Origin of the sequence: Polaromonas sp. JS666, from assembly GCF_900103405.1 — a bacterium.
Taxonomy (GTDB): Bacteria; Pseudomonadota; Gammaproteobacteria; order Burkholderiales; family Burkholderiaceae_C; genus Polaromonas.
In genome coordinates this window covers 516,241-535,159 of record NZ_FNHX01000003.1, presented here as the reverse complement: position 1 = coordinate 535,159, position 18,919 = coordinate 516,241, and the positions used below count along the sequence as shown (strand labels likewise).

23 protein-coding genes, 1 tRNA gene and 2 pseudogenes are annotated in these 18,919 nt (G+C 61.7%); 17 read left to right on the top strand and 9 right to left on the bottom strand.

The genetic code is table 11. The features are described 5' to 3' along the window. Positions 1-4: 4 nt before the first annotated feature. The 6 genes from BLQ85_RS10755 to ureG are packed head-to-tail and all read left to right on the top strand — an operon-like array spanning position 5 to position 4,505. Complete coding sequence (locus tag BLQ85_RS10755; RefSeq protein ID WP_074576680.1) at positions 5-310, top strand: urease subunit beta; 306 nt, start codon at positions 5-7, stop codon at positions 308-310. Continuing rightward, the gene (gene ureC / locus BLQ85_RS10750) at positions 310-2,028 is read left to right on the top strand and encodes an urease subunit alpha (RefSeq protein WP_074576678.1); all 1,719 of its coding nucleotides are present in this window, start codon (positions 310-312) and stop codon (positions 2,026-2,028) included. Before BLQ85_RS10755 ends, ureC begins: the two co-directional genes overlap by 1 nt. A 30-nt stretch (positions 2,029-2,058) precedes the next feature. Continuing rightward, positions 2,059-2,394, top strand: a complete 336-nt coding sequence (locus BLQ85_RS10745; RefSeq protein ID WP_074576676.1) for a hypothetical protein — start codon at positions 2,059-2,061, stop codon at positions 2,392-2,394. Positions 2,395-2,403: 9 nt separating this feature from the next. Beyond that, positions 2,404-3,069: an urease accessory protein UreE gene (ureE, locus tag BLQ85_RS10740; RefSeq protein WP_074576673.1), complete on the top strand. Its 666-nt coding sequence runs from the start codon at positions 2,404-2,406 to the stop codon at positions 3,067-3,069. Between the two features lie 7 nt (positions 3,070-3,076). After that, positions 3,077-3,793, top strand: coding sequence for an urease accessory protein UreF (locus BLQ85_RS10735; RefSeq protein ID WP_074576671.1), 717 nt, complete (start codon positions 3,077-3,079; stop codon positions 3,791-3,793). Between the two features lie 40 nt (positions 3,794-3,833). Further along, on the top strand, positions 3,834-4,505 hold the full coding sequence (gene ureG, locus BLQ85_RS10730; protein WP_074576668.1) for an urease accessory protein UreG: 672 nt from the start codon (positions 3,834-3,836) through the stop codon (positions 4,503-4,505). Between the two features lie 56 nt (positions 4,506-4,561). On the opposite strand, the gene BLQ85_RS10725 is transcribed toward ureG, so the two are convergent. Continuing rightward, the gene (locus BLQ85_RS10725; RefSeq protein ID WP_007874756.1) at positions 4,562-4,870 is read right to left on the bottom strand and encodes a hypothetical protein; all 309 of its coding nucleotides are present in this window, start codon (positions 4,868-4,870) and stop codon (positions 4,562-4,564) included. 1,116 nt (positions 4,871-5,986) lie between these two features. On the opposite strand from BLQ85_RS10725, the gene BLQ85_RS10720 reads away from it, so the two are divergent. Together BLQ85_RS10720 and BLQ85_RS10715 are read left to right on the top strand one after the other, a co-directional pair. Next, the gene (locus tag BLQ85_RS10720; protein WP_175456093.1) at positions 5,987-6,466 is read left to right on the top strand and encodes a SprT-like domain-containing protein; all 480 of its coding nucleotides are present in this window, start codon (positions 5,987-5,989) and stop codon (positions 6,464-6,466) included. A gap of 10 nt (positions 6,467-6,476) precedes the next feature. After that, a complete protein-coding gene (locus BLQ85_RS10715) occupies positions 6,477-6,674 on the top strand; it encodes a hypothetical protein (protein ID WP_074576666.1) in 198 nt (65 codons plus the stop codon). 72 nt (positions 6,675-6,746) lie between these two features. Here the strand turns inward: BLQ85_RS10715 and BLQ85_RS10710 are convergent, their stop codons facing one another. After that, a complete protein-coding gene (locus BLQ85_RS10710; RefSeq protein WP_074576663.1) occupies positions 6,747-7,844 on the bottom strand; it encodes an acyltransferase family protein in 1,098 nt (365 codons plus the stop codon). A gap of 89 nt (positions 7,845-7,933) precedes the next feature. Between BLQ85_RS10710 and BLQ85_RS24575 the strand changes: the two genes are divergently transcribed. From BLQ85_RS24575 to BLQ85_RS24230, 4 genes and pseudogenes are all read left to right on the top strand, one after another. Then, positions 7,934-8,095 (top strand): hypothetical protein, encoded by a 162-nt coding sequence (locus tag BLQ85_RS24575; protein ID WP_175456092.1) that lies wholly within the window; start codon positions 7,934-7,936, stop codon positions 8,093-8,095. Positions 8,096-8,178: 83 nt separating this feature from the next. Next, positions 8,179-8,436 (top strand): annotated as a pseudogene (locus BLQ85_RS10705) (IS21 family transposase); the annotation flags it as partial. Then, positions 8,432-8,602: pseudogene (locus BLQ85_RS10700) on the top strand (ATP-binding protein); the annotation flags it as partial. The pseudogenes BLQ85_RS10705 and BLQ85_RS10700, both read left to right, overlap by 5 nt. A gap of 351 nt (positions 8,603-8,953) precedes the next feature. Beyond that, positions 8,954-9,217: a hypothetical protein gene (locus BLQ85_RS24230; protein ID WP_074576661.1), complete on the top strand. Its 264-nt coding sequence runs from the start codon at positions 8,954-8,956 to the stop codon at positions 9,215-9,217. On the opposite strand, the gene BLQ85_RS10690 is transcribed toward BLQ85_RS24230, so the two are convergent. Then, positions 9,203-9,292, bottom strand: a tRNA-Ser gene (locus BLQ85_RS10690). The genes BLQ85_RS24230 and BLQ85_RS10690 overlap by 15 nt on opposite strands. A gap of 218 nt (positions 9,293-9,510) precedes the next feature. Here BLQ85_RS10690 and BLQ85_RS10680 point away from each other — a divergent pair. After that, positions 9,511-9,822 (top strand): I78 family peptidase inhibitor, encoded by a 312-nt coding sequence (locus BLQ85_RS10680; RefSeq protein WP_074576656.1) that lies wholly within the window; start codon positions 9,511-9,513, stop codon positions 9,820-9,822. 27 nt (positions 9,823-9,849) lie between these two features. Here BLQ85_RS10680 and BLQ85_RS10675 read toward each other — a convergent pair whose 3' ends face one another. The 6 genes from BLQ85_RS10675 to BLQ85_RS10650 all read right to left on the bottom strand — a co-directional run bounded on the left by BLQ85_RS10675 (position 9,850) and on the right by BLQ85_RS10650 (position 14,648). Then, the gene (locus BLQ85_RS10675; RefSeq protein ID WP_074576654.1) at positions 9,850-10,062 is read right to left on the bottom strand and encodes a hypothetical protein; all 213 of its coding nucleotides are present in this window, start codon (positions 10,060-10,062) and stop codon (positions 9,850-9,852) included. Between the two features lie 19 nt (positions 10,063-10,081). Further along, positions 10,082-11,272, bottom strand: a complete 1,191-nt coding sequence (hemW, locus tag BLQ85_RS10670) for a radical SAM family heme chaperone HemW (protein WP_074576652.1) — start codon at positions 11,270-11,272, stop codon at positions 10,082-10,084. An 8-nt stretch (positions 11,273-11,280) separates the two neighbouring features. After that, positions 11,281-11,901, bottom strand: coding sequence for an RdgB/HAM1 family non-canonical purine NTP pyrophosphatase (gene rdgB, locus BLQ85_RS10665; protein WP_074576648.1), 621 nt, complete (start codon positions 11,899-11,901; stop codon positions 11,281-11,283). A 13-nt stretch (positions 11,902-11,914) separates the two neighbouring features. Then, positions 11,915-12,643 (bottom strand): ribonuclease PH, encoded by a 729-nt coding sequence (gene rph / locus BLQ85_RS10660; RefSeq protein ID WP_074576858.1) that lies wholly within the window; start codon positions 12,641-12,643, stop codon positions 11,915-11,917. A 98-nt stretch (positions 12,644-12,741) separates the two neighbouring features. Next, on the bottom strand, positions 12,742-13,644 hold the full coding sequence (locus BLQ85_RS10655) for a PP2C family protein-serine/threonine phosphatase (protein ID WP_007874749.1): 903 nt from the start codon (positions 13,642-13,644) through the stop codon (positions 12,742-12,744). Next, positions 13,641-14,648: a serine/threonine protein kinase gene (locus BLQ85_RS10650; protein ID WP_007874747.1), complete on the bottom strand. Its 1,008-nt coding sequence runs from the start codon at positions 14,646-14,648 to the stop codon at positions 13,641-13,643. Before BLQ85_RS10650 ends, BLQ85_RS10655 begins: the two co-directional genes overlap by 4 nt. Positions 14,649-14,725: 77 nt before the next feature. On the opposite strand from BLQ85_RS10650, the gene BLQ85_RS10645 reads away from it, so the two are divergent. The 4 genes from BLQ85_RS10645 to BLQ85_RS10630 all read left to right on the top strand — a co-directional run bounded on the left by BLQ85_RS10645 (position 14,726) and on the right by BLQ85_RS10630 (position 18,912). Next, entirely contained in the window at positions 14,726-15,643 is a 918-nt protein-coding gene (locus BLQ85_RS10645; RefSeq protein ID WP_074576640.1) for a YicC/YloC family endoribonuclease, read from the top strand. Positions 15,644-15,690: 47 nt separating this feature from the next. Continuing rightward, positions 15,691-16,311 carry a guanylate kinase gene (gmk, locus tag BLQ85_RS10640; protein WP_074576638.1) on the top strand — a complete coding sequence of 207 codons (621 nt, stop codon included), beginning with the start codon at positions 15,691-15,693 and terminating at the stop codon, positions 16,309-16,311. A gap of 41 nt (positions 16,312-16,352) precedes the next feature. After that, entirely contained in the window at positions 16,353-16,556 is a 204-nt protein-coding gene (rpoZ, locus tag BLQ85_RS10635; protein ID WP_007874743.1) for a DNA-directed RNA polymerase subunit omega, read from the top strand. A 109-nt stretch (positions 16,557-16,665) separates the two neighbouring features. Then, positions 16,666-18,912 (top strand): RelA/SpoT family protein, encoded by a 2,247-nt coding sequence (locus BLQ85_RS10630; RefSeq protein ID WP_074576635.1) that lies wholly within the window; start codon positions 16,666-16,668, stop codon positions 18,910-18,912. Positions 18,913-18,919 lie beyond the last annotated feature (7 nt).

Genomic DNA, 18,919 nt, shown 5'->3' with positions numbered 1-18,919 from the left:
CGCCATGATTCCCGGAGAACTCATCACCGACGGCCCTGACCACGTGCTCAACGCGGGCCGGCGCACGCTGACTGTCGTTGTGCAAAACACGGCAGACCGCCCTATTCAAGTGGGCTCGCATTACCACTTTGCCGAAACCAACGGCGCCCTCGGTTTTGACCGCGACGCGGCGCGCGGCATGCGGCTCAACATCGCCTCGGGCACGGCCGTGCGTTTTGAGCCGGGCCAGCAGCGCACGGTGGAACTCGTGGACTTCGCGGGTGAACGAAACGTCTATGGCTTTCGCGGCCTGATCCAAGGAAAACTGTAATGGCAACCATAGGACGCCGCGCCTACGCGGAAATGTTCGGCCCCACGGTCGGTGACCGCCTGCGCCTGGCCGACACCGAGCTGCTGGTCGAAGTCGAGGCCGACTACACCTTGCGCGCCGGCAGCTACGGCGAGGAAGTCAAGTTCGGTGGTGGCAAGACGATACGCGACGGCATGGCCCAGTCGCAAAAGACGCGGGCCGAAGGCGCCATGGATTGCGTGATGACGAATGCGCTCATCATCGACCACTGGGGTATCGTCAAGGCCGACATAGGCCTCAAGGGCGGGCGCATCGCGGCCATCGGCAAGGCCGGCAACCCCGACACCCAGCCCGGCGTCGACATGATCATTGGCCCGGGCACCGAGATCATCAGCTGCGAAGGCATGATCGTCACCGCCGGCGGCATCGATTCGCACATCCATTTCATCTGCCCGCAGCAGATCGAGGAAGCGCTGACCTCCGGCATCACCACCATGCTGGGCGGCGGCACGGGCCCGGCCACCGGCACCTTCGCCACCACCTGCACGCCCGGCCCCTGGAACATCGAACGCATGCTGCAGGCGGCCGACGCCTTCCCCATGAACCTGGGTTTCCTCGGCAAGGGCAATGCCAGCCTGCCCGCCGCGCTGCATGAACAAATCAACGCCGGCGTCATAGGCCTGAAGCTGCACGAGGACTGGGGCACCACGCCGGCGGCCATCAGCAACTGCCTGGACGTGGCCGAAGCCACCGACACCCAGGTCGCCATCCACAGCGACACGCTCAACGAGTCGGGCTTTGTCGAGAACACGATTGCCGCGACCAAGGGCCGAAGCCTTTGCGCCTTCCACACCGAGGGCGCGGGCGGCGGCCATGCGCCCGACATCCTGCGCGTGGTGGGCGAGGAGAACTTCCTGCCCTCCTCCACCAACCCGACCATGCCCTACACCGTCAACACACTCGACGAACACGTCGACATGCTGATGGTGTGCCACCACCTGGACGCCGGCATCGCCGAAGACCTGGCTTTTGCGGAAAGCCGCATCCGCAAGGAGACCATCGCCGCCGAGGACGTGCTGCACGACCTGGGGGCGATCAGCATGTTCAGCTCCGACAGCCAGGCCATGGGCCGCGTCGGCGAAGTCATCATCCGCACCTGGCAGACCGCGCACAAGATGAAGCTGCAGCGCGGCAAGCTGCCCGGCGACAGCGAGCGCCACGACAACTTCCGCGCCAAGCGCTACATCAGCAAATACACCATCAACCCGGCGATCGCCCACGGTATCTCGCACGAGGTCGGCTCGGTCGAGCTTGGCAAGTGGGCCGACCTGGTGGTCTGGAAGCCGGCCTTTTTCGGCATCAAGCCCTCGGTCATCCTCAAGGGCGGCTTTATCGCGATGGCAGCCATGGGCGACCCGAACGCCTCCATCCCCACGCCGCAGCCGGTGCACTACCGCCCGCAGTTCGGCAGCTTCGGCGGCGCCATCGCCAGGGGTTCGCTGACCTTTGTCTCGCAAGCCGGCCTGAACGCCGGTGTCAAGGAGCGCTTCGGCCTGGCCAAGACCCTGAGCGCGGTGAAAAACGTGCGCGGCGTGCGCAAACAGCACATGGTCCACAATGCCTACCTGCCCAGGATGGAAGTCGATGCCCAGACCTACCTGGTGCGGGCCGACGGCCAGCTGCTGGGCTGCGAGCCGGCCACCAGCCTGCCGATGACGCAGCGGTATTTCCTTTTTTAAGCCCCTGAACCTTCACCCCTCACGACAACAGTGGACCTCGAAGAACGTTTTGTCTGCACCGTGATGGGCGCCATCTGGGGCGCCCTGCTGGGTTTGATGCTGGCCATGGCGCTGTCGCTGGTCCGGCCGCTGCTGAACAACAACGACTACCTGGTCTTTAACTGGGTCGAGGTCATTGCCGCATGCTCAGCGCTGTTCGCCGTGCTGGGCCTGTTGTTCAAGACCTCAATCGCGGCCGTCCTGGGCGAACTGGTCGCGCTGACCTACACCCACGGCCTGCGCCGCGAAGCGCCCGATGGCCTGCCCTGGTGGGTGCAGATCCTGTTTTTCGCCGCGGTGGTCACGCTGGCATACTGGTTTTTTTGAAAGTTAGCTGTGATCCAGGTTTCCAAAGTGATTTCGCAGGGCGCGGGCCTGGCCCCCGTGCTCGTCAAGCGCGCCGCCACCGTCGAGCTCGACTGGGACGTGCGCCAGAAAAGCCGCTTTGACGCGACCGACTCGCAGGGCCGCCGGCTCGGCGTGTTCCTGCCGCGCGGCACGCTGGTGCGCGGCGGCGACGTGCTACTGGCCGAAGACGGCTCCATGGTCAGGGTGATCGCCGCGCCGCAGGCGGTGCTGCGCATCACGGCCTGCAGCGCGCACGGCTCGCCTTTTGACCTGACGCGCGCGGCCTACCACCTGGGCAACCGCCATGTGCCCATAGAGCTCAAGCCCGACCACCTCAAGATAGAGCCCGACCATGTGCTGGCCGACATGCTGCGCGCCATGCACCTGATCGTGAATGAGGCCGAAGAAGCCTTTGAACCCGAGGGCGGCGCCTACAGCTCGGGCGGCCACGGGCACGGGCACGGGCACGACCACGGCCATGACCACGGTCAACAAGGGCACAGCCATGAAGCTGCTGCCGCGGCTGCCGCGCCGGCACCGCATGTGCATGGGCCAGGCTGCAACCATGGCCATGATGACCACGACCATGACCACGCGCATGGGGCCAAGCCCGTGGCCGTCCAGGTTCACAAGCACAAACCCCACAGCCACTAGGCTTGCCGTGGACGCGCCCACAACGCCCGCAGCCCCTACGGAACAGCTTGCGGCGCCCAGCCTGCTGCAGCTGATCTGGCTGGCCTCGCCCGCCTTGCCGGTGGGCGGCTTCTCGTATTCGGAAGGCCTGGAAGCTGCTGTCGAATGCGGCGAGGTCATCACGGAAAGCCAAGCCGCAAGCTGGCTCAGCGACCAGCTCCATTTGGCCCTGGCCCGTGGCGACCTCGCGGTGATCGCCCAGGCGATTCCAGCCTGGCGCGAAGGCAGGCTGGAGCGCATTGCCGAACTGAATGCCTGGCTGCTGCAAACCCGCGAGACCAGCGAGCTGCGCGCCCAAACCGAACAGATGGGCCGCTCGCTGCTCGAATGGCTGCGCAACCATGAAGGCGCCAGCGCCACGCACATCGACGCCTGCGCCGCGCTACAGCCCACCTACCCCGTGGCCTTTGCGCTGGCGGCCTCACAGACCGCCGCCGGCGTACGCGACTGCCTGCTGGCCTATGCCTTTGGCTGGGCCGAGAACATGATGCAGGCCGCGATCAAGTCCGTGCCCCTGGGCCAGAGCGCCGGCCAGCGCATACTGGCCCGGCTGAGCCGGGAGATACCGCCCGCCGTGGAAGCGGCGCTGCGCCTGCCGGACGGCGAGCGCCAGGCTTTTTCCCCCATGCTGGCGATTTTGTCGGCCCGCCACGAGACCCAGTATTCGCGGCTGTTCCGCTCCTGAGCCGATTGACACCGCCCATCTTCTTTTTCAAGGTATTCCCATGAGCTTGCACCACATCGCCAACCGCAGCAAAAAACTTCCGCCCCTGCGCGTGGGCATAGGCGGCCCGGTAGGCTCCGGCAAGACCACGCTGCTGGAAATGCTGTGCAAGGCCATGAAGGCCAAGTACGACCTGGTGGCGATCACCAATGATATTTACACCAAGGAAGACCAGCGCCTGCTGACCGTGAGCGGCGCGCTGGCGGCCGAACGCATCATGGGCGTGGAAACCGGCGGCTGCCCGCATACCGCGATCCGCGAGGACGCCTCTATCAACCTGGAGGCCATAGACCGCATGCTGGTGGATTTCCCCGATGCCGACGTCGTGTTCGTTGAATCCGGCGGCGACAACCTGGCCGCCACCTTCAGCCCCGAATTGAGCGATTTGACGATTTATGTGATCGACGTGGCGGCCGGCGAGAAGATTCCGCGCAAGGGCGGCCCCGGTATCACAAAAAGCGACTTGTTTGTGATCAACAAGACCGACCTGGCGCCTTACGTGGGTGCCGATTTGGAGGTCATGAAAAAAGACACCATCCGCATGCGCACCACGGCCAAGGGTTTGAAACCATTTGTAATGACAAACCTCAAAACCCAGGCCGGCCTGGCCGAGGTGATCAGCTTTATTGAAACCCGGGGAATGTTGCCGCAAAACCAGGCCGAAGCCGCTTGAAGCGGGGGCGGCCGCCGCGGTGCTGCCGGGCGGCTTGAAGGGTCGCTCCAGCGAATTCAGGTGTGGAACTCGCTGGGATGCACGGTTTCGTACATCTTGCCCTCGTGGAAAAACACCACCATCCAGTTGCCGAATTTTTGCGACGGATGAGAGGGAATGACCTCGTTGAGCGCCAGCGTGATCGACTCCTTGACCGGGAGCGCCACCTCCCGGACTTCCGGCGATACCGCATCGACGCTGATCAACATGAAAGTGCCCTTGTCCTGCATATCGACCCGCGGGAAAGACCAGCGGGCTCCGGTTGCCTTGACAAAAGCGGTAGCCACCTTCTCGGCGACTTCGGGGTGGAAAGCAGGAACTGTCATAGGATTTAAGGCGTCCTTCTACGCTGTAACGGAATGTTTCTATGATGGCCTTGCCCACGCTTCTCGTCACTGCCCTGAAAAAGGTTTTCAGAATTGGGCGGGAATAGTTCCAGGAAATAATTCCGTTTTTTCGGGTCTGTTTGTTGCATTGGAAACCTAAGGCGTACTTTGCCCGGCCAAAGCGCGATTTGGTGAGGCTTTTTGGTTGCAAATCGTCCATCGGACGCAGTCCTGCAAAAAAACCACGCAAATGAGGGCGAAAGCGCCCGAAATGGCCCCACAAGCCACCAGGCCCAGGCAAAGACAGTCGCCGTGTGGGCCGTGAGCCTTGTTATCGAATCAGGGAATGTCTGCGCGCTGGGAGCGCGATTGCAGCCATGAAAGGCTGAACCGGCATATGCGATGGAGATGGCGTTAAAGCCGATGCCACTTGCTTGAAAGTGGCGGAAGCGGTGGCTTACGTACAACACACAAAGGCCCGGAACTCCCGGGCTTTTTCTTTTCGCCGCGTAATTTCAAGCAGTTTTTGCATCGAAATTCGCAAATTGAGAGCCGCAGAGACTTTCGAACTTCGGGCGTTCCCTTCGGGGCGGGCTGTATGGCTTCGCCACTGAGCCTGAAGTCTCAGCCCTTCGGGTAACCATCCCTAACGCAACAGCCGGGTCTTTCCCCCGCCGCGCGCACCATTTCCCTGAGTTCCCGCGCCATTCCTCCGGAAGCCTGCCCCAGGCCTGTCACGGCTGCGCGGGGTCTTCATAAAGCTTTCAGGTGGCGCTTCGCGCTAGTCGCTTTACAAACCTTCCCCGTACATCCGCGCCATTCCTGGTGCCGTCATCCTCCGGGCGCAGGAACTCAGGGAAAGGGTGACAGATGTTCGCTCTCTGGTGGAAAGACCAGAACCCCAATTCGGGGAGGGCGAGAAATCTAGGGACCCGGTAACTTTTAAAGGAGCGACGACATGGCGAAACGACAGATCAGCGAACCAAGCACCACCGCATTGCGGGAGCAATGGCTACACGCGCTAGCCACCAAGATGAAACCAATCATCGACGCGAAAGCAAGCATCGAAATTCCGGCCTACCGAGTCGCGTGCGGCTTTCCAAGCAAGGGGGAGAGTTGGGCAAGAAGACCAGAGTACGCGGCCAGTGCTGGAGTGCCAGCGCCAGCGACGACCAGCACGCCGAGATATTCATATCGCCTGTGGAGGACGACGCCGACAAGATAGCGGCGATCCTGGCCCACGAACTGATTCACGCGGCTCTCCCGCTTGCAGGCCACAAGCGCCCATTCCAAGTGGCGGCCACAAAGATTGGACACACGAAACCATTCACGACCAGCGAACCCACCGAGGAATTCATGCTGTGGGCGGCCCCACTCATCAGCACCATGGGCCCGTACCCACACAAGCGTTTAAACGCTTTGGTGCAGGTCGGGGAGAAGAAGAAGCAGGGCGCACGCATGCTCAAGTGCGAATGCGAAGAGTGCGGCTACACCGTACGCACTACCCGCAAATGGCTGGATGAAGCGGGCACGCCGATCTGCCCAAGAAAAGGACATGGCCGCATGGTCCGCGAAATCGATGACGACGAATCGTAACGGGTAACGTATGCCAAGACCACGCAAGTACGCAAGCGACGCCGAGCGTGTTGCAGCCTACCGCGCCAGGCATGAGCTGGTGACGCTGTCCGTCGACGTGCCGGCCGAGATCGTCGCCGGTATCGAGGAATACATGAAGTTCAAGAACCTCACGAAAGCCGCGGTAATCACTAAGCTTGTCAGAACGCAGCTACTGCGGAAGCGCTAAACCACCAGCGAACCCACCGAAGAATTCATGCTGTGGGCGGCCCCACTCATTCGCGCCGTGGGCACATAGGGTCTACCCCGCAGGTTTCACGGCGTGCGGGATTTTTTCTTGTCGTCGATAGTATGAGGACTTGCTAAGCGCAGTGCTGACCTTTTTACCAACGCGAATACCAGGGAGTTCAATTGTCAAATAGGTCACTGTGGCGAGTGCAATTGAGACCAGCAGGATGATCCACGGCATCAGTGCTGGGCCAATCGGTACATGCTGGCGTAACATGAAGTTGATGACGAACATGTGCAACAGATAAACGCTAAAGCTGATTTTTCCAAGGAACACCAGCAGTTTCGATCCAAAGATGACACGCATGGTCTGCCAGCGGAACGTGCTGTAAATGGCCGCCACCACCGTGAGACTCATGAGAAGATCAACCCAAGGAGACAGCAGCGCACCGATTGGCGAGCGCCACTCTAGTGATGCAAACCTGAAAAAAGTGGCGCATGCCAGCAGGAGCACCAGAGGGGAAAATTGCCACCAGGAGAACCGTGGTGGATGTTCCCACGTGATCCGGATGCCTCTGCCAAACAACAAGCCGGCCATGCTGCCAACCAAAAACGGTGTCGCCCTTGGTACCAGCGAAAGCAGATTCGAGATATCGAACGGTGTGAAAACACTGTAAGCCGTGGCCGCTGCGACGGCTAAAAGGAGCAACCCAATGACCACACGGAGTCTGGCGACGTGTGTGGACAGAACGATGATTGGGATGATCAGGTAATACTTGAATTCGACAGGGATGGCCCAGAGTTCAGCGCGGCCGTCGATCAGCAACAAGTGCTCAATGACGGTGGCTTGACCGAAGCCGCTGAAAAACACGTGCAGGGTGAGCACAAAAGCCAGCAGCGGATAGATTCTGGAGACCCGTTGAACGAAATAAGCCAGTATCAAATCGACGGAAGGGCCGTACCGTTGGACTGCCTCGTAAAGACGGCTTGTCAACAGATACGCGCTCAGAACAAAGAACATCCAGACACCAGTCTTGCCGATGCTGTTGTGACGCAAAAGAGGAAGTGAAAAACCAGCATTCCCGAGATGGGAGAAAACCACGAGCAAAACGGCCAGACCCCTTATGCCATGCAGCGGGGGCGAGAATTCGGCGGGCCGGTTTACGGTCATGCCGTAATGTTATCGCAAACACTGTATAAGAATACAGTACTTAAGTAGTACCATGCAAATGTGTACAGCCACACCTTTGAGGAATAAGCATGCTGACCAAAGAGCGCGAAGAATGGCGCAGGCTTTTCACTGACACCATCACAGACTTGGCCGGCGGCGAAGCCGGACTCCAGGTTGCGAACTGGGCTATTGTGGCTCAGCAGTTGCAGGGCGATCTAGATCCTAAAGTGTTGAATTCCGTCGAAATCTGATCCACTTATCGCAGTAATTTCCATCCAAAACTGACCCACGTAGGCACTACTCTGCTTGTTTTAAATGCAGAGGGAAATTAGGAGTGATAGACGTGGCGACATTGAATGTCATCAGACGTTGGGCATTGCGGGATCAGATGTCCATCCGCGAGATTTCAAGGCGTACAGGCCTGGCTCGCAACACAATAAAGAAGCACCTGCGGTCGGAAGAGAGCGAGCCCAAATACCCAAGGCGGGTCAGCTCAAGCAAGCTCGATCCCTACGCCGAGAAGCTGGCCACCTGGCTGGAGATCGAGGCAACAAAATCGCGGAAACAGCGGCGCACTTTGAGGCAGATCCACACAGGCGAGTGTCTTTGGTGATGCAAAAATGACGACCGCTCTTCTGGATCGACTCACCCACAGATGTCATATCCTTGAGACTGGAAACGACAGCTATCGGTTCAAAAACAGCTCTGCAAAGACTCAGCCCAAAAAGGAGAGAACCAAGAACTTATCCACATCGTGAGCACCTTCTGCTCACAAAGAGTGTGGGTCAATATTCGATGGAAAACTCGGGTCAGACTTCAGCGGAATTCAACACAGCCATCCGCGAGGGAATCAAGGAGTCAGGCTTGGTTGAAGCACTCAGACGCTCATCGAGCCGGGGATCGCAAGAGCTGGTGCCAGATTGGGCAACTAAAACGGGATTACCTGATATGCGGGCTGATTGATTCGACTTGATTTCTCGCATTTGCATCGACCTTTAGACAAAAGTGACGATTTGTCACTGAGTCGATTGAACGCGAGACAATGACGAATCGTCAATAGTTTTCTTGACGATTTGTCATAAACTTAATAGCAGAAGGGGTAATTGGCCATGCAAAAAACACTCGAATTGCTCGATAAAGCGCTCGCTGTGAAGCGAGCAGCGCAGTGGTGCACGGAACTGAATCTCGACCCTTCGGCGATGTCTCAGGCGAAGAAGAGAGGGCGTCTAAGCCCCTCTCTTGCTGGGACTCTTGCTATTGAATTGGGAGCGGACCCAATTCACTGGATTGCGATTGCAGCAATCGAAACCGAGAAAGAAAACGTGTTGCTACCACGTTTGAAAGAAGCCGCCAATAGCTGGCGGAAGCGGTGAGATTCGAACTCACGGAGGACTTGCATCCTCGGCAGTTTTCAAGACTGCTGCATTCAACCGCTCTGCCACGCTTCCGAGTCGGGTAGTTTAACCGCATCGTTTGCGGTGACGGCCCAAGCGTATGCCGGGGAGACAGGCCATACACAAAAAGGGCTCGCGCCTACAAAAAAACCGGAGGGCATCTTGTTCACCGTGCGCTCGGCAAGCGCTAAGCTCTGCACGATCTGCGCCTGAATCGCGAATCTCCGTGCGGCAATGCACGCGATCGCCATCTTTCAAAAAAAGGACCCACCATGCGTTTGCCAATCCTCACAAGCTTTGCCACCACCGCTGCCCTGCTTGTCTCCGCTTGCGGCAGCAGCCCCGCCACAGGGCAGGCCGCCGATCCCGCCCCCGTGTCAAGCCGCTGCAACGCCGCTCCGGCCCAATTCGCCGTGGGCCGCAATGCGGATGCCGCGCTGGAAAATGAGGCGCGCACACGCGCAGGCGCGAAGGCGGTGCGGGTGCTCAGGCCCAACCAGGTCGTGACCATGGAGTTCAACGCCGAGCGGCTCAACCTCACGGTCGATGACGCGGGCCGTGTGACGCGGGTCAGCTGCGGTTGATGAGTTCTGCGCGACCCATGCGCTGAATCAGCGCTTGCCTTTGGCGGCTTGCTGAAGCTGCCGTTTGCGCTTGGCCTTGTTGAGGGATTCGGGCTCAGGCGGGCGGTTGCGCAACGCCTGGGCCTCGCGCTCTTCGGCCACCTTCTTGCGTTTCTTGTCGCGGAAGTGAACAAAGAGCCGGCCGAGGCCGAAACTGATGGCGCAGCTGACAACCAGAAAGATAAGGGCGGGAGTTTCCATGCGTAAAGGGCCGCGCTGCTCAGCCGGCCAGGAACAGTGACTGCAAGTCGTTCAAAAAATCAAAGCCGCGCTCGGTGGGCTTGACGCGCGCAAAGTCGCGCTCGATCAAACCTTTGCGTTCGGCTTCTTCGAGGCCCTGCTGGATGGCGGTGATGGGCAGGCCGGTTTTTTCCGTGAAGTCCTGCAGCTTGAAGCCCTCGCGCAGGCGCAGGGCGTTGAGCATGAATTCAAACGGCAGGTCGGCGCGGCTGACTTCGGTCTCCTGCGTGACGGCTTCGCCGGCCAAGGCTTTTTCCATGTAGAGCTTGGGTTCACGGTAACGCACCTGGCGCACCACGCGATGCGCAAAACTGAGCTTGCTGTGAGCGCCCGCGCCAAGCCCCAAGTAGTCGCCGAACTGCCAGTAGTTGAGGTTGTGGAAGCACTGGTGGCCGGCTTTGGCATAGGCCGAGACTTCATAGCGCCGCAGGCCGGCGGCCTCGGTCAGCTCGGTGATTTTGTCGAGCATGGCGTAGGCCGTGTCTTCCTCGGGTACCACGGGCGGAAATTTCGCGAAGTAGGTATTGGGCTCTATCGTCAGGTGGTAGATGGAGATGTGGGGCGGCTGCAGGGCCAGGGCCTGGCGCATGTCGCGCTCCAGGCTTTCCATGGTCTGGCCGGGCAGCGCGTACATGATGTCGAGATTGAAGGTATCAAAGGCCTGCGCGGCTTCCTCGACCGCGGCGATGGCCTGGGCCCGGTCATGCACGCGGCCCAGGGCCTTGAGGTGCTGGTCGTCAAAGCTTTGCACCCCGACGGAGAGGCGCGTGACACCCGCCGCGCGAAAGGCCTTGAAGCGGTCTTTTTCAAAGGTGCCGGGATTGGCTTCGAGCGTGATCTCGCAATCGGCCTCGAGCCTCAAGCGCGCGCGTATGTCGCCGAGCAGGCGGTCTATGGCTTGCGGCGAAAACAGGCTGGGCGTTCCGCCGCCTATGAAGATGCTGTGCACGGTGCGGCCCCAGACCAGGGGCAGCGCGGCCTCGAGGTCGGCAATCACCGCGTCTATGTAGCGCTGCTCGGGCATTTCGCCGACGGCCTCGTGCGAATTGAAGTCGCAATAGGGGCACTTGCGTATGCACCAGGGCAGGTGCACATAGAGCGACAGCGGCGGCAGCGCGGCCAGCTGCAGCGTGCCGCCGCGCATGTAGTGCTGGATGTCTTGCTGCGCCATGGCGGGCCTCAGGATGTGGGTAACCACTGCTCGCGCATGAGCTCGATCATGCGGCGCGCGGCCTTGCCTCTATGGCTGTTGGCGTTTTTGACTTCGACCGGGAGCTGCGCAAAGGTTTTACCGAACTCGGGGATGAACATCACGGGGTCGAAGCCGAAGCCGTTGTCGCCCACCGGTGCCGGCGCGATCTGCCCGGCGACGCGGCCGGAGGCGATCAGCGGCTCGGGGTCTTTGTCGGAGCGAACGGCCACCAGCGTGCTGACCAGCGCGGCGCGGCGCTGGGCGGGCTGCGCCAGGTGGGCCATCTGCTCGAGCAAGGCCTTGACGTTGTTGTCGTCGCCCTTGGTGTAACCGAAGCGTGTGGCGTAAAAAGCGGTGTCGACGCCGGGCAGGCCGCCGAAGGCGTCGACGCATAGGCCCGCGTCGTCGGCCAGCGCGGGCAGGCCGCTCAAGCGGGAAGCCTGGCGGGCCTTGGCGAGGGCATTCTCGACAAAGGTGCGAAAAGGCTCTTCGGCCTCGGGCAGGCCCAGCTCGGCCTGGCTTACGAGCTCCAGCCCCAGGGGCGCGAACATGGCCTTGAGCTCGGCGAGCTTGCCGGGGTTGTTGGAGGCCAGTACGATTTTTTTCATGGGCGGCGGGCGATCAACCAGCCAGCGCCTGCTTTTGCAGGCCCACCAGCTCGCTGATGCCTTTTTCAGCGAGCACCAGCAGCGCGTCCATTTCCTTGCGCGAAAACGCCGCGCCTTCGGCCGTCCCCTGCACTTCGACGTAGTTACCGGCGCCGGTCATGACGACGTTCATGTCGGTGTCGCAGGCGGAGTCTTCGGTGTATTCGAGGTCCAGCAGCGGCGTGCCCTGCACGATGCCGACCGAGATGGCGGCAACATGGTCGATGATGGGGCTTTGCGTGAGCTTGCCGCCGGCAATGAGGGTGTTGACCGCGTCCTGCGCGGCGACAAAGGCGCCGGTGATGCTGGCGGTGCGGGTGCCGCCGTCGGCCTGGATGACGTCGCAGTCCAGGTGTATGGTGCGCTCGCCGAGTTTCTTCAAGTCAAACACCGAACGCATGGAGCGGCCTATGAGGCGCTGGATCTCCTGCGTGCGGCCGCTTTGTTTGCCGCGGGCGGCCTCGCGGTCGCTGCGGGTGTGGGTGGCGCGGGGCAGCATGCCGTATTCGGCGGTGACCCAGCCTTCGCCGCTGCCTTTTTTGTGGCCGGGGACTTTTTCTTCAACGGAGGCGGTGCACAGCACCTTGGTGCCGCCGAACTCGATCAGCACCGAGCCTTCGGCGTAAGCGGTGTAGTGGCGGGTGATGCGCACGCTGCGCAGGGCATCGGCGGCGCGCGCGCCGCTTCGTTCAAACTGGCTCATGGGAGTGGCTTTCTGGCAAAAACGCCGGGGGATCAGCGAAGTGAAAAAAGAGGGAAAAGCGGGATGGCCGGCCGGCACCTGCAAAAAGGCCGCCGGTATCAGGCTTTTCTGGCGGCCGAGCGGCGTATGGCTTCGTTGATCTCGGCGATCGAGCGCTCTATGGTGGCCTCGTCGAGGTCGTCGACCACCGAGTCGAGCACGCCAGCCTGGATGGTGGAGGCGAACACGCCGTCCATGATGCTGTCGGTGGAAACGCCGCGGGTGGATTCAAAGGCGTCGGGCGTTTCCCACTCCATGGCCAGCACGGTGACGTTGTCGCTGTGCTCGCCGCCGGTGCGCAGGGCGTTCTCGACCAGGTCGGGCACCGCGTCGGACACGCCCTTGCTGGCCAGCTGGCGCACGATCTCGGCGTCGCTGAGGCTGCCCCAGAGGCCGTCGGAGCACAGCAGCAGCTTGTCGCCCTGCTGCAAGGTGACGGGGCCGGCGACGTCGAAGACGGGTTTCGTCGGCGAGCCCAGGCAGGTGAACAGGATGTTGCGGTTGATGCGCTCGAGCTTGATGACGCCGGCGCTTTGCTGCTCAAGGTAGGAATGGTCGCGGGTGCGCGTAAGCAATTCGCCGTCGCGCACGACGTAAAGGCGCGAATCGCCGCAGTGCACCCAGGTGGCGCCCGTGCCCTGCAGGATGGCGGCCACCAGCGTGGTGCGCGGGGTGTCCAGCATGCCTTTTTCGCTGGCGTAGCGGATGATCTGGTGGTGCGCCGCCATCAGGGCGGTGGAGAGGAATTCGGTGGTGTCCTCAATGACGGGGCGCGCTTCCTTCTGGTAGAGCGCCGAGATGGTCTGCAGGGCGAGCTGGGCCGCCACTTCGCCTTCAGGATGGCCGCCCATGCCGTCGGCCAGCACGAAGAGGCCCGATTCGCGCGTGTAGCAATAGCCCATGCGGTCTTCGTTCTTTTCGCGCCCGCCTTTGCGGCTGACCTGAAAGACTGAGAATTTCATTTGAATTTGGTCGCGTAGCCGGTGGCTTTGCGCGCGGATTTTTTGGTGTCGGACACCATGTTGTCAAACTGCAGGCGAACCTTTTCGCTGACGGTGAGCTTGGTGTAGCGGCGCTCGCCTTCCCGGCTCAGCTCTTTTTGCAGGGCGAAGACCGACTGGGGCCGTGACAGAGGATCAAGGGACATGCACCACTCTACAACCTCAATGAGGTTATCGGAATAGACGCCGCGCAGCCGCGACAGGGCAAGCGACAGACGGTCTTTTTCAAGGCGCTGGGGCGCGTCGTTGGGCGGGTAGCCCTGCATGGTGGCGTAAATGCAGGCGCCAATCGCGTAAATATCGGTCCAGGGGCCCATGGAGGAGTCGCGGCGGTACATCTCGGGCGCGGCGAAACCGGGTGTGTACATGGGGCGGATGAAGTTGCCTTCCTTGCTCAGCACCTCGCGGGCGGCGCCGAAATCGATCATGACGGCGCGGTTGTCGTCGGTGATGAAGATGTTGGCGGGCTTGATGTCCAGGTGCAGCATCTTGTGCTGGTGCACGATGCGCAGGCCGCGCAGGATTTCGTCGAACAGCGAGCGTATGGTCGATTCGCGGAAGACCTTCTGCTTTTTGAGCTCGCGGGCCGTGATGATGAAGTCCTGCAGGGTACCGCCCTCCAGGTAGTTCATCACCATGTAGACGGTTTCGTTCTCGCGGAAGAAGTTCAGCACGCTGACCACGGAGCCGTGCGAAATCTGGGCGAGGGAGCGGCCTTCTTCAAAAAAGCTCTTGAGGCCAAGGCGGTACAGCGAGAGTTTTTCGGGCTGGACCTGCGGAAGCAACTCGCCCGGCGAGCGGCTGGCGAGGGAGGACGGCAGGTATTCCTTGATGGCGACCTGCTGGCCCTCGTTGTCGACGGCCAAGTAAACTACCCCGAAGCCTCCGGCCGAAAGCTTTCGCACAACACGATAGCCACCAATCACGGTGTCGGGCGGCAATGGTGCAGGCTTGACCTTTGACATAATTTGGGGTTGCCCAGGCGTGACAATGTCAAGCTGGGTCTTGTTTCTCTCTCTAGTCTAGTAAAGCGTATCTAAAAATGTCAGTTTACAGCATGACGGGTTATGCGACCGTGCAATCAAGCATGCCGCAATCCGCCCCGGAAACTGAATCGGGCCCGGACGCCAGCTCCCGCCTGGGCGTCGAAATACGCTCCGTCAACAGCCGCTTCCTGGACCTGGCCTTTCGCCTTCCCGACGAGCTGCGGCAGGCCGAACCGGCGCTGCGCGAACTGCTGACCGGCAAACTCAAGCGCGGCAAGGTCGAAATGCGGGTTTCGCTGGAAAGCGCCTCATCGGGCAGCCTGCGCGCGCCCTCCTCGGCCACCTTGCAGCGCCTGAGCTCGCTGGAGGACAGCATCAAGTCCTGGCTGCCGCAGGCCGGGGCGCTGAGCGTCGCAGATATTCTCAGAATTGCGACGAATGAAGACAAAAAACCACACGACTACAGCGAGGAGCTGCTCAAGCTGGCCAAAAAGGCCCTGAAAGAGCTGATGGCCGCCCGTGAACGCGAGGGCGCCCGCCTGGCCGAGATGCTGCTGGACCGCACGGCGCAGCTGCGCGCGCTGGCCGCGCTGGCGGTGCCCATGGTTCCCAAGCTGGTGGAGCAGCAGAAAACTCGCTTCCTGGAGCGCTGGAAAGAGGCCATGGCCCTGTCCGACGGCAGCACGCTGCCGGAAATCGCCCAGGACCGGGCCCTGACCGAGGCCACGGCCTTCGCCATACGCATAGACGTGGCCGAAGAAATCACCCGGCTGTCGTCCCACCTCGACGAAATCGACCGACTGCTGGCCAGCGGCGGGGAACTCGGCAAGCGCCTGGACTTCCTGATCCAGGAACTGCACCGCGAAGCCAATACACTGGGTTCCAAATCCGCGTCGCTGGAGCTGACCCGCATCTCGGTGGACATGAAGGTGCTGATCGAGCAGATCCGCGAGCAGGTCCAGAACATCGAATAGCCCCCGGCCACCCTCTCATATATATAAGCACTCACCGCCCCGAACGCATGGACTATCCCGGAAACCTATTTGTCGTGGCCGCCCCCAGCGGGGCGGGCAAATCCAGCCTGGTCAAGGCCTTGATGGAGCTGGATTCAGGCATCCAGCCCTCGGTGTCGCACACCACCCGCCCCCCGCGCGGCCAGGAAAAACACGGCAGGGAGTACTTTTTCCTGTCACCCGAGGAATTCGACGGCATGGTGGCGCGCGACGCCTTCCTGGAATGGGCCCATGTGCACGGCCACCGCTACGGTACCTCGCGCCAGACCATTGAAGAGCGAGTGGCTCACGGCGCCGACGTGATCCTGGAAATCGACTTCCAGGGCGCCATCAACATCAAGCGGATTTTTTCCAATGCGGTGCTGATCTTCATCCTGCCGCCCAGCTGGGAAGAATTGCGCTCCCGCCTGCAGCGGCGCGGCGAGGACAGCCCCGAGGTCATCGAGTTGCGGCTCAAAAATGCTGCCCTGGAGATGGCCCAGGCCCGGGAATTCGACTTCGTTATAATCAACGAGTTGTTTGAGCGGGCGGTTTTCGACCTGAAAACCATTGTGCATGCCCAGCGGCTCAAGTTTTCGGCCCAGCGGCGAGCCCGTGCCGAGACCTTCCAGGCCCTTCAAATTCCCTGATTTCAGCGCTTTTTCCCTTATCGATCACACCGGAGATCACCATGGCCCGCATTACCGTCGAAGATTGCCTCGAGAAAATCCCGAACCGCTTCCAGCTGGTGCTGGCCGCCACCTACCGCGCACGCATGCTCAGCCAGGGCCATGCCCCCAAGATCGAAAGCAAGAACAAGCCCGGCGTGACCGCCCTGCGCGAAATCGCCGAAGGCAAGATCGGCCTCGAAATGCTGAAAAAAGTCCCCACCTGAGACACCGTTCAGCTTCGCAAAAAGCACCGAATATCGGTGCTTTTTTCATTTTTGGCTCGCTAGAGCCCATTTTTTTCATGTTTTTTTCATGCCGCGATACATTTAAGGCATGAGCGCCATGCTTTCGCCTGTTGTTGCCAGCAAATCGACCCCGGCCGCCGCCAATGCCGCGGCCGCGAGTTTTGCCGCGCTCACGGCCAGGCTGGACTACATGAGCGCCGCCGACATCGACAATGTCCGCCGCGCCTACCGCTTTGCCGACGAGGCCCACCTGGGCCAGTTGCGCAACAGCGGCGAGCCTTACATTACCCACCCGATTGCCGTGGCGCAGCAGTGCGCCGAATGGAAGCTCGATGCGCAGGCCCTGATGGCGGCCCTGCTGCACGATGCGATTGAAGACTGCGGCGTCACCAAACCCGAACTGATAGACCGCTTCGGCGCCCCCGTGGCCGAGCTGGTGGACGGGCTGACCAAGCTCGAAAAGCTGGAGTTCAACACCCGCGAGGAAAACCAGGCCGAGTCCTTTCGCAAGATGCTGCTGGCCATGGCGCGCGATGTGCGGGTCATCCTGATCAAGCTGGCAGACCGCACCCACAACATGCGCACGCTGGGCGACGTGCCGCGCGCCAAATGGACGCGCATCTCGCGCGAAACCCTGGACATCTACGCACCCATCGCCCACCGCCTGGGCCTGAACACGACCTACCGCGAACTGCAGGACCTCTCCTTCCAGCACCTGCACCCCTGGCGCTACGCCACCCTGACCAAGGCGCTGCAAAAGGCGCGCGGCCGCCGCCGCGACGTGATCAAGCGGGTGCAGGGCGAGGTCGAATCGGCTTTTTCCAGTGCACAGGTGCCCGTGGTCATCTCGGGGCGCGAAAAGACGCTGTACTCCATCTACCGCAAGATGGATGAAAAACACCTGTCCTTCGCCCAGGTCACCGACCTCTACGGCTTTCGGGTGATCGTGAAGGACCTGACCGCCTGCTACACGGCCATGGGGGTGCTGCACCAGCTCTACAAGCCGCTGCCAGGCAAGTTCAAGGACTACATCGCGATCCCCAAGATCAACGGCTACCAGTCGCTGCACACCACGCTGGTCGGCCCCTTCGGCACCAACATCGAGTTCCAGATGCGCACCGAGGCCATGCATGTGGTGGCCGAGTCCGGCGTGGCGGCCCACTGGCTCTACAAGGCCACCGACCCGGACAGCGACGCCTCGCAGCGCCTGGGCACGCAGTGGCTGCAGTCGCTGCTCGACATACAGCAGGAAACGCGTGACGCCGCCGAGTTCTGGGACCACGTCAAGATCGACCTGTTCCCCGAGGCGGTGTATGTGTTCACGCCGAAAAGCCAGATCATGGCCATGCCGCGCGGCGCGACCATCGTCGACTTCGCCTACGCCATCCACAGCGACGTGGGCCACCGCGCCGTGGCCGCCAAGGTCAACGGCGAGCAGGTGCCGCTGCGCTCCGAACTGCACAACGGCGACGTGATCGAGATCATCACGGCTTCCGTCTCCAGCCCGAATCCGGGGTGGCTGGGCTTTGTGCGCACAGGCAAGGCGCGTTCCAAGATTCGCCACCACCTCAAGACCATGGCGCTGTCGGAATCGCAGGACCTGGGTGAAAAAATGCTGGCCCAGGCGCTGCGCGCCGAGGGCATAGAGCGCGAGCGCCTGCCCGAGGACGACGAGGCCCACCACGCCACCTGGGAAAAAATCCTGCGTTTTACCGGCAACCGCTCGCGCGCCGACCTGCTGACCGACATCGGCCTGGGCAAACGGATCGCCAGCATGGTCGCCAAGCGCATCGTGACCCTGCTGGCCGAGACCGGCGAAAAGCCCAATGCGCTCTTGATGAGCCGCGAGCGCTACACGGCCCACGAGTCGGTGTCGCAAGGCGGCCTGGTGATAGACGGCAGCGAAGGCGCCTCGGTGCAGTTCGCGCCCTGCTGCCGGCCCATCCCGGGCGACGGCATCGTCGGCTACCTGGGCCGCGGCGAGGGCCTGGTGATACACACCGACGACTGCGCCGTCGCCAAACGCCTGCAGCACCGCGACAGCGAGCGTTTCATCGCGGTCGACTGGTCGGACGAACCGGTGCGCACCTTTGAGACCAACCTGCTGGTCACGGTGTCCAATGGCAAGGGCGTGCTGGCCAGGGTGGCGGCCGCGCTGGCCAGCGCCGAGGCCGACATCACCCATGTCGACATGGAGCAAGAACCTTCACACGACGCGACCGACCTGCGCTTTGGCGTGGCGGTGCGCGACCGCGTCCACCTGGCCTCGGCCCTGCGCAGCGTCAAGCGCACGCCTTCGGTGCTGCGGGTGCAGCGGGCCAAGTCAACTGGCTAGCTTCGCA

Bases quoted from the DNA above. Each gene is read 5' to 3' on its own strand.
- BLQ85_RS10755 (WP_074576680.1), top strand. From the start codon at position 5: ATGATTCCCGGAGAACTCATCACCGACGGCCCTGACCACGTGCTCAAC.
- ureC (WP_074576678.1), top strand. From the start codon at position 310: ATGGCAACCATAGGACGCCGCGCCTACGCGGAAATGTTCGGCCCCACG.
- ureG (WP_074576668.1), top strand. From the start codon at position 3,834: ATGAGCTTGCACCACATCGCCAACCGCAGCAAAAAACTTCCGCCCCTG.
- BLQ85_RS10725 (WP_007874756.1), bottom strand. From the start codon at position 4,870: ATGACAGTTCCTGCTTTCCACCCCGAAGTCGCCGAGAAGGTGGCTACC.
- BLQ85_RS10715 (WP_074576666.1), top strand. From the start codon at position 6,477: ATGCCAAGACCACGCAAGTACGCAAGCGACGCCGAGCGTGTTGCAGCC.
- BLQ85_RS10710 (WP_074576663.1), bottom strand. From the start codon at position 7,844: ATGACCGTAAACCGGCCCGCCGAATTCTCGCCCCCGCTGCATGGCATA.
- BLQ85_RS24575 (WP_175456092.1), top strand. From the start codon at position 7,934: ATGCTGACCAAAGAGCGCGAAGAATGGCGCAGGCTTTTCACTGACACC.
- BLQ85_RS24230 (WP_074576661.1), top strand. From the start codon at position 8,954: ATGCAAAAAACACTCGAATTGCTCGATAAAGCGCTCGCTGTGAAGCGA.
- BLQ85_RS10680 (WP_074576656.1), top strand. From the start codon at position 9,511: ATGCGTTTGCCAATCCTCACAAGCTTTGCCACCACCGCTGCCCTGCTT.
- BLQ85_RS10675 (WP_074576654.1), bottom strand. From the start codon at position 10,062: ATGGAAACTCCCGCCCTTATCTTTCTGGTTGTCAGCTGCGCCATCAGT.
- hemW (WP_074576652.1), bottom strand. From the start codon at position 11,272: ATGGCGCAGCAAGACATCCAGCACTACATGCGCGGCGGCACGCTGCAG.
- rdgB (WP_074576648.1), bottom strand. From the start codon at position 11,901: ATGAAAAAAATCGTACTGGCCTCCAACAACCCCGGCAAGCTCGCCGAG.
- rph (WP_074576858.1), bottom strand. From the start codon at position 12,643: ATGAGCCAGTTTGAACGAAGCGGCGCGCGCGCCGCCGATGCCCTGCGC.
- BLQ85_RS10655 (WP_007874749.1), bottom strand. From the start codon at position 13,644: ATGAAATTCTCAGTCTTTCAGGTCAGCCGCAAAGGCGGGCGCGAAAAG.
- BLQ85_RS10650 (WP_007874747.1), bottom strand. From the start codon at position 14,648: ATGTCAAAGGTCAAGCCTGCACCATTGCCGCCCGACACCGTGATTGGT.
- BLQ85_RS10645 (WP_074576640.1), top strand. From the start codon at position 14,726: ATGTCAGTTTACAGCATGACGGGTTATGCGACCGTGCAATCAAGCATG.
- gmk (WP_074576638.1), top strand. From the start codon at position 15,691: ATGGACTATCCCGGAAACCTATTTGTCGTGGCCGCCCCCAGCGGGGCG.
- rpoZ (WP_007874743.1), top strand. From the start codon at position 16,353: ATGGCCCGCATTACCGTCGAAGATTGCCTCGAGAAAATCCCGAACCGC.
- BLQ85_RS10630 (WP_074576635.1), top strand. From the start codon at position 16,666: ATGAGCGCCATGCTTTCGCCTGTTGTTGCCAGCAAATCGACCCCGGCC.